12 protein-coding genes are annotated in these 13845 nt (G+C 71.1%); 4 read left to right on the forward strand and 8 right to left on the reverse strand.

Features of this window, described 5'->3' with window-relative positions:
- Positions 1 to 13: 13 nt before the first annotated feature.
- The 5 genes from AB0I66_RS28395 to AB0I66_RS28415 form a co-directional block, all read right to left on the reverse strand.
- Positions 14 to 901: a carbohydrate ABC transporter permease gene (locus AB0I66_RS28395; protein ID WP_363210790.1), complete on the reverse strand. Its 888-nt coding sequence runs from the start codon at positions 899 to 901 to the stop codon at positions 14 to 16.
- On the reverse strand, positions 898 to 1800 hold the full coding sequence (locus AB0I66_RS28400; RefSeq protein WP_363210791.1) for a sugar ABC transporter permease: 903 nt from the start codon (positions 1798 to 1800) through the stop codon (positions 898 to 900). Before AB0I66_RS28400 ends, AB0I66_RS28395 begins: the two co-directional genes overlap by 4 nt.
- Positions 1797 to 3170, reverse strand: a complete 1374-nt coding sequence (locus tag AB0I66_RS28405; protein WP_363210792.1) for an extracellular solute-binding protein — start codon at positions 3168 to 3170, stop codon at positions 1797 to 1799. Before AB0I66_RS28405 ends, AB0I66_RS28400 begins: the two co-directional genes overlap by 4 nt.
- A gap of 138 nt (positions 3171 to 3308) precedes the next feature.
- Entirely contained in the window at positions 3309 to 4322 is a 1014-nt protein-coding gene (locus AB0I66_RS28410; RefSeq protein ID WP_363210793.1) for a LacI family DNA-binding transcriptional regulator, read from the reverse strand.
- A 161-nt stretch (positions 4323 to 4483) separates the two neighbouring features.
- Complete coding sequence (locus AB0I66_RS28415; protein ID WP_363210794.1) at positions 4484 to 5698, reverse strand: S8 family peptidase; 1215 nt, start codon at positions 5696 to 5698, stop codon at positions 4484 to 4486.
- Between the two features lie 329 nt (positions 5699 to 6027).
- Between AB0I66_RS28415 and AB0I66_RS28420 the strand changes: the two genes are divergently transcribed.
- From AB0I66_RS28420 to AB0I66_RS28430, 3 genes are all read left to right on the forward strand, one after another.
- Positions 6028 to 7416: an aldehyde dehydrogenase family protein gene (locus AB0I66_RS28420; protein WP_363210795.1), complete on the forward strand. Its 1389-nt coding sequence runs from the start codon at positions 6028 to 6030 to the stop codon at positions 7414 to 7416.
- A gap of 56 nt (positions 7417 to 7472) precedes the next feature.
- On the forward strand, positions 7473 to 8555 hold the full coding sequence (locus AB0I66_RS28425) for a Zn-dependent alcohol dehydrogenase (RefSeq protein WP_363210796.1): 1083 nt from the start codon (positions 7473 to 7475) through the stop codon (positions 8553 to 8555).
- Between the two features lie 174 nt (positions 8556 to 8729).
- A complete protein-coding gene (locus AB0I66_RS28430) occupies positions 8730 to 10094 on the forward strand; it encodes an MFS transporter (protein ID WP_363210797.1) in 1365 nt (454 codons plus the stop codon).
- Here AB0I66_RS28430 and AB0I66_RS28435 read toward each other — a convergent pair.
- The 3 genes from AB0I66_RS28435 to AB0I66_RS28445 are packed head-to-tail and all read right to left on the reverse strand — an operon-like array spanning position 10060 to position 12562.
- Positions 10060 to 11103, reverse strand: a complete 1044-nt coding sequence (locus AB0I66_RS28435; protein ID WP_363210798.1) for an urea transporter — start codon at positions 11101 to 11103, stop codon at positions 10060 to 10062. The two genes, AB0I66_RS28430 and AB0I66_RS28435, sit on opposite strands and share 35 nt — an antisense overlap.
- Positions 11104 to 11163: 60 nt before the next feature.
- Positions 11164 to 11868, reverse strand: a complete 705-nt coding sequence (locus AB0I66_RS28440; RefSeq protein WP_363210799.1) for a winged helix-turn-helix domain-containing protein — start codon at positions 11866 to 11868, stop codon at positions 11164 to 11166.
- Positions 11869 to 11911: 43 nt separating this feature from the next.
- Complete coding sequence (locus AB0I66_RS28445; RefSeq protein ID WP_363210800.1) at positions 11912 to 12562, reverse strand: TetR/AcrR family transcriptional regulator; 651 nt, start codon at positions 12560 to 12562, stop codon at positions 11912 to 11914.
- Between the two features lie 84 nt (positions 12563 to 12646).
- On the opposite strand from AB0I66_RS28445, the gene AB0I66_RS28450 reads away from it, so the two are divergent.
- On the forward strand, positions 12647 to 13798 hold the full coding sequence (locus AB0I66_RS28450) for an acyl-CoA dehydrogenase family protein (protein WP_363210801.1): 1152 nt from the start codon (positions 12647 to 12649) through the stop codon (positions 13796 to 13798).
- The last annotated feature ends 47 nt before the right edge of the window (positions 13799 to 13845 follow it).

Here is a 13845-nt window from a genome sequence, read left to right on the forward strand (position 1 = left end):
GGAACTCCTCAAGTCAGCGGCCGCCCGCGCCCATCAGACCGTCGACCAGCTGACGGCGGGCGAAGAGATACACGGCGAAGATGGGCACGATGGACAGGACCACGGCGGCGAGCAGCGCCGGCACGTCGACGCGGAACTCGCCGACGTAGTCGTAGAGCCCGAGGGTGAGCACCCGGGACTCGGGGGACTGGGTGAGGATCAGCGGGAAGAGGAAGCCGTTCCAGGCCTGCAGGGCGGTGTAGACGGCCGCCGTGGAGATGCCTCCGCGGGACATCGGGACGACCAGGCGCAGCAGGATGCGGGTGGGCCCGGCGCCGTCGAGAGCCATCGACTCGTACAGCTCCTCGTCGATGTCCCGCATGGAACCGGCGAGGATCAGCACGCTCACGGGCAGCGCGAACGCGGCCGTCGGCAGGATCACGGCGAGCAGCGAGTCGTACAGCTGCAACTTCGTGATCAGCAGGAACACCGGGATGATCACGGCCTGGGCGGGGATCGCGAGGCCGAGCAGGAACATCTGGAAGAGGCGCTGGGCGCCCCGGCCCCGCGCCCGCACCACCGCGTAACCGACGCACACCCCGAGCACCAGGACGATCGCGACGCAGGCGACCGTGACCACCGCGGTGTTGAGGAGGTAGGTGAAGAAGCTGCTGTCCAGGACGCGGCGGTAGTTGTCGAGGATCGGGTCGGTGGGCGCGGAGAGCGGGCCGCGGTCGAAGTACGCGTCGCGCGACTGGAGCGTCGTGGCGAGCAGGACGTACAGCGGCAGCGCGATGATCACCAGCCAGATCAGCGAGGCGACTCCGGCCGGGAGGTTGGGGCGGGCGCGCCGCCGACGGCCGGTCCCGCGCGGCGGCCGTACGGGGGCCTGCGTGCCCGGCCGCTCGATGGTGCTGGTCACAGGCCCTCCCGCGTGGAGCGCATCGCCGAGAAGCCGGTGAGGCGTACGAGCAGCAGGGAGATGCCCGTCGCGACCACGACGAGCGCCGTGGCGATGGCGCTCGCGTAGCCCATGTCGCGGGAGACGAAGCCGGTCTCGTACATCCAGTAGGGGACGATCGTGGTGTCCGTGCCGGGGCCGCCCTCGGTGAGGATCAGCACGGTGTCGAAGAACGTCAGCGCGCCGACCACCATCAGGACGGACGAGGTGATGACGGTGTTGCGCAGCTGCGGCAGCGTGATGTGGAAGAACTGCCGCACCGTGCCCGCCCCGTCGATCGACGCCGCGTCGTAGAGGGAGCGCGGGATCTGCCGGGCGCCGCCCTGGTAGAGCAGGGTGTGGAACGGGATGAACTGCCAGGCCGCCACGAAGAGCACCGCGCCGAACGCGCCGCGCGAGGAGCCGAGCACGTCGCCGTCCGCGAAGCCGATCCAGGGGCCGATGTCGGCGATCAGGCCGAAGTTGGGGTCGAGGAGTGTCTTCCAGAGCAGTGCGAGCGCCACCGACGAGGCCAGCAGCGGCAGGAAGAAGACGGCGCTGAGCACGGCGCGGTTCTTCTGTCGGCCCGCCGCCCAGACGCCCAGCAGCAGCGCGATCGGCGTCTGGACGAGCCAGGTCAGCGCGGTGAGCAGCAGGCTCAGGACGATCGCCCCGCGCATCGTGGAGTCCTCCCACAGGCGGCGCCAGTTGCCGGTGCCGCTGAAGGAGGGCAGGCCGCCGAGTCCGTCCCACTCGGTGAAGGAGAGATAGCCGACGAGGAGGAGCGGGCCGAGCGCGAAGCAGAGGAAGAACAGGGCGCCGGGCGCGGCCCACAGCAGGCCGGGGCGGCCCACGCGGCTGCCGGCGGGGGCCGGGCTCACTGCACGCGCCGCATCGCGTCGGCGAAGCCCTTCGGGCTCAGGTCGCCGTTGAAGAGCTTCTGCAGGTTGTTGGTGAGCGGGGCGGTGAACTTGGCGGGGAGCGCCTGGTCCCAGGAGAGCGTGAAGGACGGGGCCTCGCTCACCATGTCGTACTGGTAGGTGGCGTACTCGGGGCTTTTGTGCGCGCCGAGCTGCTTCTTCGCGTCCGAGGTCGCCGGGACGTCCCCGTTGGCGACGAGGTCCTTGGCGTAGGCGTCCTGGGAGGCGAACTTCAGGAACTCCACGGCGGCGTCGCGCCGTTCGCCCTTCTTCACCCGGGTGGCGTTGACGGACCAGTAGTTGGTGGGGTTGCCGACGACGTCCTTCGGGTCGCCCTTGCCGTCCGGCACCGCGGGGAAGGACGTCCAGCCGAGGCCCTTCTCGGCGAACTCCTTCTGGTTGGCCTGCTGGTTGGCGTACTCCCAGCTGCCCATCAGGTGCATGGCGGCCTTGCCGCGGGCGAACAGGGTGGACGCGCCGTCGGCCGTGTAGTTGACGGACTTGTAGTTCTTGCCGAACGCCCCGCGGTCGACCAGGTCACGGATCATCTCGCCCGCCTTGATCATGGCGGGGTCGTTCCAGGCGGACGCGTCGCCGTCCATGATCTTCTGGAAGACGTCGGGCCCGCCGATCCGGTCGAGGAGGTACTCGAGCCACATCAGTTCGGTCCACGGGTCGGCGCCCGCGAGCGCGAAGGGCGTGACGTCCTTCTCCTTGAAGGTGTCGATCAGGTCGAGCATGTCGGCCCAGGACGAGGGAGGTTGGGCGCCCGCCTCGCGGAACACCTTCTTGTTGTAGAAGAGGATCACCGGCTGCATGCCGCGCATCGGGACGCCGTAGTACGTCCCGTCGATGCGGCCCGCGTCCAGGATCGAGGGGATGAACGCCTTCTTCAGCGCGGGATCCTTCTTCATGTACGGGCCGAGGTCCACCAGCATGTCCTTGGCCGCGAAGTCGCTGATGGAGCCGCCGCCCCAGTTGAAGAAGATGTCGGGGGCGTTGGCGGTGCCCATGGAGGTGCGCATCTTGTCCTGGTAGCCCTCGCCGGGGATCTCGACGAGCTTCACCTTGACGTCCGAGGTCTTGTTGAAGCGGTCGACGACCTTGCGCTGCACGGCGGCCGACGGGTCGCCGTAGACCCAGGCCTCCAGCGCGGCGCCGCCACCGCCCGCGCTGTCCTGGGGGCCGCCGCTGCCGCAGGCGGAGAGGCCGGTGGCGGCGAGCGTCAGGGCCGCGGCGGCGGCCAGGGCCGTACGTATGCGTCGGCCCGGTCGGCCCGGTCGGCCCGGACGGCCCGGGAGGCACAGTCGGCGCAGGGGAGGGGTAGGCATCGCAGCGCACCTTCCGGAAGAGTTCCGAAAATTATCGGTCGATGCGCACGGAAGTTACGGGCGGCGTCCGGACGTGTCAACGCCCCTGACAGGAAAGGGAGTTCGCGGGGCCGGAGGAGAGCGGGGTGGGGGCGGGGCTCAGACGCGGGACGCGGTGCTCGCCCGAACCACCAGCTCCGTGGCCAGTTCGACGCGGGGCGACGCCGGCTCCTCGCCGAGCGCGAGCCGCAGCACCGTACGGGCCGCCAGTTTCCCCATGTCGGACAGCGGCTGACGCACGGTCGTCAGGGGCGGCGCCGACCAGCTGACCTCCGGCAGATCGTCGAAGCCCACCACGCTGAGATCCTCGGGAACGCGCAGGCCGCGCCGCCGCAGCGCCTCGATCGCGCCGAGCGCCATCTGGTCGCTGGCGGCGAAGAGCGCGGTCGGCGGCTCGGCGAGGCCGAGGAGCTCACCCGCCCCGGCGAACCCGGACGCGTGGTAGAAGTCGCCCGGCACGATCAGCGCGTCGTCGACCGGCACGCCCGCGCTCTCCAGGGCCGCCCGGTAGCCGTCGAGCCTGGCCCGGGAGCACAGGAGCCTCGGCGGGCCCGCGATGAAGCCGATCCTGCGGTGGCCCAGGGAGAGCAGATGCTCCGTCGCGGCCATCCCGCCGGCCCAGTTGGTGGCGCCCACGGTCGGTGCGTCCAGGGCGGGCGATCCCGCCGGGTCGATCACGACGAGCGGTACGCCGAGCCGCCGCAGCTCGTCGTGGAGCATCGGTTCCAGGACGGAGGTCACCAGGATCACGCCGTCCGACGCTCGGGCCCGCAGGTTCTTCATCCACTGGCGGGCCGAGCCCGACGCCCCGTGGATCGCGGAGACGACCGTGCCCGCGCCTGCCGCGTGCGCCACTTCCTCCACGCCACGGATGATCTCGACGGCCCAGGGGCTGTCGAGGTCGTTGAAGACCAGGTCGACGAGGGCGGCACGGCTGCCGGGCGCGCTCGCCCGCCGTTCGTAGCCGTGCTCGCGCAGCAGGTCCTCGATGCGCGCGCGGGTGTCCTCGGAGACGTCGGACCGGCCGTTGACCACCCGTGACACCGTCGGCACCGAGACACCCGCCTGCCTGGCTATCTCCGTGATGGTCACCTTGCTCCTGGACCGGCTCACTTCGCACCTCCGTCAAACTCCGTCGAAACCTTGCAGAAGTCTTCCGGAACACCGGAGTTGAGGTGAAGCCTAGAGGAGAGGATCGGTCCCGCACCGCAAAGTTCCCCGGAGGCGCCGGCTGCCTCCGGGGAACGGTGTGCTGTTCGGGAACTGCCCGTCGACTACGGGACGATCTTGAGCAGCCTGTTCGGCGAGCCGCTGCCCGGGCTCGTGACCTTGCCCGTGGTGGCTCCGTTCACCAGCGCGGACGAGACCTGGGCGGGTGTGGCCGAGGTGTGGCCCGCCAGGTAGACCGCCGCGGCGCCCGCGACGTGCGGGGTGGCCATCGACGTACCGGAGATCGTGTTCGTGGCCGTGTCGCCGGTGTTCCAGCCCGCCTTGATCGAGACGCCCGGCGCGAAGATGTCAAGGACCGAGCCGTAGTTGGACCAGCTGGCCTTGGCGTCCGTGTTGCTGGTGGCGCCCACCGTGATTGCCGCGGGGACCCGCGCCGGGGACGACGAGGAGGCGTTGACGCCCTCGTTGCCCGCGGCGACCGCGTAGCTGACACCGTCGGCGATGGAGTTCTTCACCGCGTTGTCGAGGGTGGTGGACGCGCCGCCGCCGAGCGACATGTTGGCCACGGCGGGGGCGCCCGCCGTGTGGTTGCCCGTCACCCAGTCGATGCCCGCGATGACACCGGCGGTCGTGCCGGAGCCGTTGTTGTCGAGCACGCGGACGGCCACGATCTTGGCCTTCTTGGCGACGCCGTACGTCTTGCCCGCGATGGTGGTGGCCACGTGCGTGCCGTGACCGTTGCCGTCCTGGGCGGTGTTGTCGCGGTCGACCGCGTCATAGCCGTTCACCGCGCGCCCGCTGATCTCGGAGTGCGTGATGCGTACGCCGGTGTCGATCACGTACGCGGTGACGCCCGAGCCCGCGGTGTCCGGGTAGGTGTAGGTGCCGGACAGCGGCAGGCTCGTCTGGTCGATGCGGTCCAGGCCCCAGGGGGCGTTGGTCTGGGTCGCGTCGGCCCGGACGGTGCGGTTCTGCTCCACCGAGGCGACGGCGGGGTCGGCGGCGAGTTGTCTCGCCTCCGCCGCGCTCAGGTCGACGGTGTATCCGTTGAGCGCGGACCTGAAGGTCTTCTGCACCGACCCGCCGTACTCGGATATCAGGCCCTTGCCCTGGGTCGAGGCGGCCTTGAAGCCCGAGTCCTTCTTCAGCGTGACGATGTAACTGCCCTTGACGGCGTCGGCCGAACCGGCGCCGATCACGGTGCCCTCGGCGGGAGCGGCCTGGGCCGGGAGGGCGGTGACCGCACCGAACAGGGTGGCGGCGGTGGCGGTCGAGATCGCCGCGGCGATCACGGTCTTCTTGCTGCGCAGCATTGCCATTACGAGGGAGTCCTCCTCATTGGCGGCGCTCGCCCTGGGGTCGGGCGGCGCAACTGTGGGGGCGTGTGCGTGCTCGCACACACAGCCAGGAGCGGTGCGTTCCGCTCCCGGCGCGCTCAGCAGAATGTCGGCTCTACAGGCGTAGATCAAGGGAGTTGACGACGTGACATGTATCTGTCACATGCACGAAACGGAATTTCGGCGGACCCTCTGGGGGGTAGGTGTCGAGCCGGGGTGAATGTCCCTGGTCCCGACGCCCTTCCGACGCCCCTGGTGCCAAAAAACTATCAGCGCTAGTTTGGGGTGCGGACGACTACCTGAGGAGTGCGATGAAGGCCCACGACGGCATGTACATCGGCGGCGCCTGGCGGCCCGCCGTCGGTACGGACACGATCACGGTCCTGAACCCGGCCGACGAGCAGCCGATCGGCCAGGTCCCGGCAGGCACGGCGCAGGACGTCGACGCGGCGGTGCGCGCCGCCCGCGAGGCCTTCCCCGCCTGGGCGGCGACCCCGCCCGCCGAGCGAGGAGCGCTCATCGGCGCGCTCCGCGACCAGCTGGTCGCCCGCAAGGACGAGATCGCCGAGACGGTGACGGCGGAGCTCGGCTCGCCGCTGCCGTTCTCGCAGATGGTGCACGCGGGCGTACCGATCCTGGTCTCCGGTTCGTATGCCGAGCTCGCCGCGACGTACGCCTTCGAGGAGAAGATCGGCAACTCCACGGTCTACCTGGAGCCGGTCGGCGTGGTCGGCGCGATCACCCCCTGGAACTATCCCCTCCACCAGATCGTCAACAAGGTCGCCCCCGCGCTCGCCGCGGGCTGCACGGTGGTCCTGAAGCCCGCCGAGGACACCCCGCTCACCGCCCAGCTCTTCGCCGAGGCCGCGCACGAGGCGGGCATCCCCGCCGGTGTCTTCAACCTGGTCACCGGGCTCGGCCCGGTCGCCGGACAGGCGCTCGCCGAGCACGAGGACGTCGACCTGGTCTCCTTCACCGGCTCCACGGCGGTCGGCAAGCAGATCGGCGCGACCGCGGGTGCGGCCGTCAAGCGCGTCGCCCTGGAACTCGGCGGCAAGTCCGCCAACGTCATCCTGCCCAGCGCCGACCTGGCCAAGGCGGTCAACGTCGGCGTCGCCAACGTCATGTCCAACTCGGGCCAGACGTGCAGCGCGTGGACCCGCATGCTGGTGGACTCGGAGCGGTACGACGAGGCGGTCGCGCTCGCGTCGGCCGCCGCGGTCAAGTACGGCTCCCGCATCGGCCCCGTCGTCAACGCCAAGCAGCAGGCTCGCGTGCGGGGTTACATCGACAAGGGCGTCGAGGAAGGCGCCCGCGTGGTGGCAGGCGGCTCCGAAGTTCCGCGCGAACAGGGCTACTTCGTACAGCCGACGGTCTTCGCCGACGTCACCCCGGACATGACGATCGCCCAGGAGGAGATCTTCGGCCCGGTCGTCTCGATCATCCGGTACGAGGACGAGGCCGAGGCCCTGCGGATCGCCAACGGCACCGTGTACGGGCTCGCGGGCGCGGTCTGGGCGGCCGACGACGCGGAGGCGATCGCCTTCGCCCGCCGCATGGACACGGGGCAGGTCGACATCAACGGCGGCAGCTTCAACCCCCTCGCCCCGTTCGGCGGTTACAAGCAGTCGGGGGTGGGGCGCGAACTGGGCCCGCACGGGCTCGCCGAGTACCTCCAGACGAAGTCCCTCCAGTTCTGAGCGGTCCCGAGCAGTTCTGAACTCATCGCCACCCGCCTTTCAAGGAGTACGCCACCGTGGTCCGCGCCGCCGTTCTGCCCGCCGTCGGTTCTCCGCTGGAGATCACCGAGATCGACCTGCCCGAGCCGGGACCAGGCCAGGTGCGGGTGCGCCTCGCCGCCGCCGGGGTCTGCCACTCCGACCTGTCCCTGACGAACGGCACGATGCGGGTGCCCGTGCCCGCCGTGCTCGGGCACGAGGGCGCGGGGACGGTCGTTTCCGTGGGGGAGGGGGTCACGCATGTCGCCCCCGGTGCCGGGGTCGTCCTCAACTGGGCCCCCTCCTGCGGCAGTTGTCACCCCTGCTCGCTCGGCGAGGTGTGGCTGTGCGTGAACGCGCTGGCCGGTGCGGCCGATGTGTATGCCAAGCGCGCCTCGGACGGCGCCGACCTGCACCCGGGCCTGAACGTCGCCGCGTTCGCCGAGGAGACGGTGGTGGCGGGCAACTGCGTGCTGCCCGCCCCGGACGGCGTCCCGCTGACGGACGCCGCCCTCCTCGGCTGCGCCGTGCTCACCGGCTACGGCGCCGTGCACCACTCCGCGCGGGTACGCGAAGGCGAGACGGTGGCCGTTTACGGGGTCGGGGGCGTGGGTCTCGCGACACTCCAGGCGGCACGGATCGCCGGGGCCTCGCAGATCATCGCGGTCGACGTGTCTCCGGAAAAGGAGGCGCTGGCGCGGTCGGCCGGAGCGACGGAGTATGTCGTCGCCTCCGAGAAGACGGCGAAGGACATCCGCAAGCTGACCGGCGGCCAGGGCGTGGACGTGGCCGTGGAGTGCGTGGGCCGCGCGGTGACGATCCGCACGGCCTGGGAGTCCACGCGGCGCGGCGGGCGTACGACGGTGGTCGGCATCGGCGGCAAGGACCAGCAGATCACCTTCAACGCCCTGGAGATCTTCCACTGGGGCAGGACCCTCGCGGGGTGCGTGTACGGCAACTCGGACCCCGCGGTCGACCTGCCGGTCCTGGCCGATCACATCCGTGCGGGGCGCTTCGACCTCGGCCTCCTGGTGACGGACCGCATCGCCCTGGACGGCATCCCCGCGGCCTTCGAGAACATGGTCGCGGGGAAGGGCGGGCGGGCGCTGGTGGTGTTCTAGCCCCGGTCAAAACATCACCGGCTCCGCCGAGTTCGTCCTCAAACGCCGGACGGGCTGGATTTCCAGTCCGTCCGACGCGAACCGTTGACCACATACCCACCGGTCGGTACGGTCCCTGCAATCACACGCCCACCCCCCCGTCCCGTCCCCGGACCCACCGGAGTGTGCACCGCAATGGACCCCGCACCGTCCGCCCCCACGGCGGCCCCCCACCCCCCATCCGATCGGCCCGCGAACCCGGCGGATCCCCACCGCCGCAAGGTGGCCACCGCGGCCGCCCTCGCCTCGGCCGTCGAGTGGTACGACTACTTCGTCTTCGGCATCGCGGCCGCCCTCGTCCTGGGCGACCTGTACTTCCCCTCCGGCAGCTCCTCCGCCGGAGTCCTCGCCGCGTTCGCCACCTTCGCGGTCGGCTTCCTGGCCCGCCCCGTCGGCGGCATCATCGCCGGGCACCTCGGCGACAAGCGTGGCCGCAAGCCCATGCTGGTCCTCGCCCTGACCCTGATGGGCCTGTCCACCACGGGCATCGGCCTGCTCCCCACGTACGACACCGTCGGCATCGCCGCGCCGATCCTCCTCGTCACCCTCCGCGTGTTCCAGGGCATCGCGGTCGGCGCGCAGTGGGGCGGCGCGATGCTGATGGCCACCGAGTACGCCCCCGAGGGCAAGCGCGGCCTCTACGGGAGCCTGGTCCAGCTCGGCGTGCCCATCGGCGTGGTGACCGCCAACACGGTCTTCCTGATCGCCGGTGCCGTCACCAGCGAGAGCACCTTCGAGTCATGGGGCTGGCGAGTGCCCTTCATGGTCGGGCTCCTCGTCCTCGTGCTCGCCTGGTACATCCACACCCGCGTGGAGGAGACCCCGGAGTTCCGTGAGGCGGAGAAGGCCCTCGCGGAGAAGGAGAAGGCCCAGAAGAGCGCGGGCGGCGAAGGGGGCAACTCGCCCCTGCGGACGATCCTGCGCCACCACCTCGGCACCGTCTTCCTGGCGGGCGGCTCCTTCGCGGTGAACACGGCGACCTTCTACATCATCATCACCGGCGTCCTCGACTACACCACCCGCGAACTCGACATGAAGCGCAGCGCGGTCCTCACCGTCTCGCTCTGCGTGAGCCTCACCCAACTCGCCCTGATCCCGGCGTCCGCCGCGCTCTCCGACCGCATCGGACGGCTGAAGATCTACGCTCTGGGCGCCGCGGGGCTCGCGGTCTGGGCGGTGCCGATGTTCCTGCTCATCGACACCGGCTCGCTGCTGTGGCTGGCCGTCGGCACCTTTGTCACCAGCTGTTTCCTCAGCATCATGTACGGGCCGCAGGCCGCGCTGTTCGCGGAGCTGTTCACCGCCGAGATGCGCTACACGGGAGCCTCGCTCGGCTATCAGATCGCGGCCGTGTTCGGCGGCGGGCTCGCGCCCTTCGTGATGGTGCTGCTCCTGGAGGCGACGGGCACCTCGATGGCCGTCTCCGCGTACATCATCGGCCTCGCGGTGATCGCGCTCATCTCCATCAAGGTGCTTGCGGGGAGGGCGAGTTCCCGCTGACGGGGGCACTCGTGACCGGTGGCGGCGCCGTCTTCGCCGACGGCGCCGCGGCCGGTTCGCCCAGGCGTGCGAAGGACTTGGCCGCGGCCAGGAACGCGAGAGTCGTCAGCACGAACGGCCAGGTGAACGCGTGCCCGCCGGAGGGTGCGAGGAGCGCCGTCAGCGCTGAGCCCGCGAGGGTCGCCGTGGCGGCGCCGACGAGCGCGTAGGCGAGCGTCACGCCCCGGGAGGGCAGGAAGACGCCGCACAGCGCGAGCGCCACGAGGACCGCGTTGTATCCCATCGTGCCGTCGGCGATCCGCGCGGTCGGCGCCCCGAGCGCGACCGCCGTGCCGATGCCGGTCAGGCTGCCGAGGCACGCCACGGCCCCCGCGCGACGGCTCGCGACGAAGAGGCCGAGGAGCACGAGCGCGCCGACGTACCACTGCGGCATGAAGAAGATCTGGGCGAAGCCCGCGAAGAACCCGCGCGTCAGATCGACGAGCCGGAGCGCTGTCGGGTCACTCGCCGCCTGCGTCAGCGCCGCCGGGTCGACCCGGTGGTGCCAGACCCGCTCGAAACCGGGCGCCGCCATCGTCGTCACGCTCGCGAGCAGGCAGTACGGGAGCGTGAGCGAGGGCAGGTCCCAGACGGCGAGGAGGTTCACGATCGCCGCCGTCACCACCGTGACCACCACGCAGCCCGCGAGGGCGAGCACGGCCGTGGACAGGTGCCCGGCGCCGAGGAACACCGCGAAACACAGCGCGGTGAGGCAGGCGTTGAAGCCTTCGAGCCCGGTCGAGACGCGGTCGTGCGCCGCCCCGAGGAGCCGCGCCGTCCCCGTGCCGACGGCCGTGCCCGCGAGCCCGTAGAGGCCGTACTGCCATCCCGCCGCGAAGAGCGCCACGCAGAAGACCGCACCCGCCGCCGCGCTGGGCAGGAAGGTGACCTGCGCCTGGCCGCGCAGGACGTGGGCGGCGAAGGGCAGGGCCCGAAGTGGCAGGCTCTTGGCATCCGTTGCGTGCCGCACGGCTCACTCCCGTGTTACGTCCATGTTTCCCCCGACAAGGCAGGTGCACTTTACATTTACCTAGCGGGGCGCGGCGATACCGAGGTGCGTCTCCAGTGCCCGCGCTCCCGTCGGCGTCACCTTGACCGCCCGCTCGGAACCGATCCGCACCAACCACCCCGCGTCCAGCGCATGGCGGCACAGCGCCGCGCCCGCGACCCCCGCCAGGTGCGGCCTGCGTTCCGTCCAGTCGACGCAGGCGCGGGCCAGCGGGCGCCTGCCGGTGCGCTCCAGGCCGATGCCCGACTCCCCGAACCAGGTGATCCCTTCGTCGGTCAGGGCGAAGCCCGCGTCCTGGCGCAGCAGGCCGCGCTCCGTCATCGCCCGGGTGATCGTGATGCCCAGGTGGCCCGCGAGGTGGTCGTAACAGGTGCGTCCGCGCGCCATCGCCTCGCTCGCACCGGACTCCCGCAGCGTGCGCGGCGGCCGGACGGCGGCCCCGCCCGGCCGCGCGTATGCCGTCAGGTCCTCGATCAGTTGCGCCACGCGCGCGTCGGCGACGCGGACGTAGCGGTGGCGTCCCTGCCGCTCCTCGGCGAGCAGCCCGCCCGCGACGAGCTTCCCCAGGTGCTCGCTCAGCGTGGACGCCGCGACCCCCGCGTGCCGCGCCAGCTCACCGGCGGTCCAGGCCCGGCCGTCGAGCAGGGCGAGCAGACAGGCGGCGCGCGTCTCGTCGGCGATGAGCCCGGCGAGCGCGGCGAGGTGAGGGGTCGCGGGGTCGGTCATGGCTCAAGGATGCGCCGGGGACGGTTCGGTCGGCGCCGAACGGTCATACGGCGGGCGCCGCCACCTGCGCGTACTGCAGCGCCAGCCCGTCGAGCAGCGCCTGCAGGCCCGTCTCGAAGGCGCGCTCGTCGATCTCCTGCTGGCGGTCGGCGAGGAGGTGGGCCTGGCCCAGGTGCGGATAGTCGGCCGGGTCGTAGGCGGTCGCGTCGTCCACGAAGCCGCCGGCGAAGGAGCCGAGCGCCGAACCCATGATGAAGTACCGCATCAGCGCGCCGATCGACGTGGCCTGCGCGGCGGGCCAGCCCGCGTCGACCATCGCCCCGAACACCGCGTCCGCCAGGCGCAGTCCGGCCGGGCGCCGGCCGGGGCCGCTCGCGAGCACCGGAACGATGTTGGGGTGCAGGGTGAGCGCCGCGCGGTAGGAGACGGCCCAGTCGTGCAGCGCCGTCCGCCAGTCGCGTTCGTCGGTGGTCTCGAACATCGACAGGTCGACCTGTGCGCTCACCGAGTCCGCGACCGCCTCCAGGATCTCGTCCTTCGTGCGGAAGTGGTTGTAGAGCGAGGGCCCGCTGACCCCGAGCTCGGCGGCGAGGCGCCGCGTCGAGACGGCGGCGAGGCCCTCGGCGTCCACGAGCGCGCGCGCCGTCTCGACGATGCGATCTCTGCTGAGGAGGGGCTTGCGCGGTCGGGCCATGCGGCACATAGTAGGGCTGCCGCAAGAAACTAGCAGTGCTAATTTAAATCTGGTCCCACGCGTCGATCCGAAGAGGTGCCCCCGATGAACCTGGAGCTCAGCGAGGAGCAGTCCGCCGTCCGGCAGCTGGCGAAGGACTTCGTCGCCCGCGAGATCGCCCCGCACGTCATCGAGTGGGACCGTGCCGAGAGCGTCGACCGCTCGATCGTGAAGAAGCTCGGTGAGGTCGGCTTCCTCGGGCTCACCGTCGACGAGGAGTACGGCGGCTCGGGCGGGGACCACCTCGCCTACTGCCTGGTGACCGAGGAGCTGGGGCGCGGCGACTCGTCCGTGCGCGGCATCGTGTCGGTCTCCCTCGGCCTGGTGGCCAAGACCATCGCGTACTGGGGGAGCGAGGAACAGAAGCGGCAGTGGCTGCCGGGCCTCACCTCCGGTGAGCTCGTCGGGTGCTTCGGGCTGACCGAGCCGGGCACCGGGTCCGACGCGGGGAACCTCTCGACGAAGGCCGTGCGCGACGGCGGCGACTACGTCATCAACGGCTCCAAGATGTTCATCACGAACGGCACCTGGGCCGACGTCGTGCTGCTCTTCGCGCGGACGAACGACGCCCCCGGCCACAAGGGCGTCTCCGCCTTCCTGGTGCCGACCGACACTCCGGGACTGAGCCGCCGCACCATCCACGGCAAGCTCGGGCTGCGCGGCCAGGCCACCGCCGAACTGGTCCTCGAGGGCGTCCGCGTCCCCGCGTCGGCCATGATGGCGCCCGAGGGCAAGGGCTTCTCGGTGGCCATGTCGGCGCTCGCCAAGGGGCGGATGTCGGTCGCCGCCGGGTGTGTGGGCATCGCCCAGGCCGCCCTTGACGCGGCCGTGACGTACGCGACCGAGCGCGAGCAGTTCGGCAAGGCCATCGCGGGGCACCAGCTGGTGCAGGAGCTGATCAGCGACATCGCGGTGGACGTGGACGCCGCGCGCCTGCTGACCTGGCGGGTCGCCGACCTCATCGACCGCGGGCAGCCCTTCACCACGGAGTCCTCCAAGGCCAAGCTGTTCGCCTCCGAGGCCGCGGTGCGCGCCGCAAACAACGCCCTCCAGGTCTTCGGCGGCTACGGCTACATCGACGAGTACCCCGCGGGCAAGCTGCTGCGCGACGCGCGCGTGATGACGCTCTACGAGGGCACGAGCCAGATCCAGAAGCTGGTCATAGGACGGGCGCTCACCGGGATCTCGGCCTTCTGAGTACGCGACTTGAGCACGCGACTTGAGCACGTGACCTGAGTACGTGA

The sequence above is a fragment of the Streptomyces sp. NPDC050439 genome (assembly GCF_040655335.1).
In the GTDB taxonomy this organism is placed as follows: Bacteria; Actinomycetota; Actinomycetes; order Streptomycetales; family Streptomycetaceae; genus Streptomyces.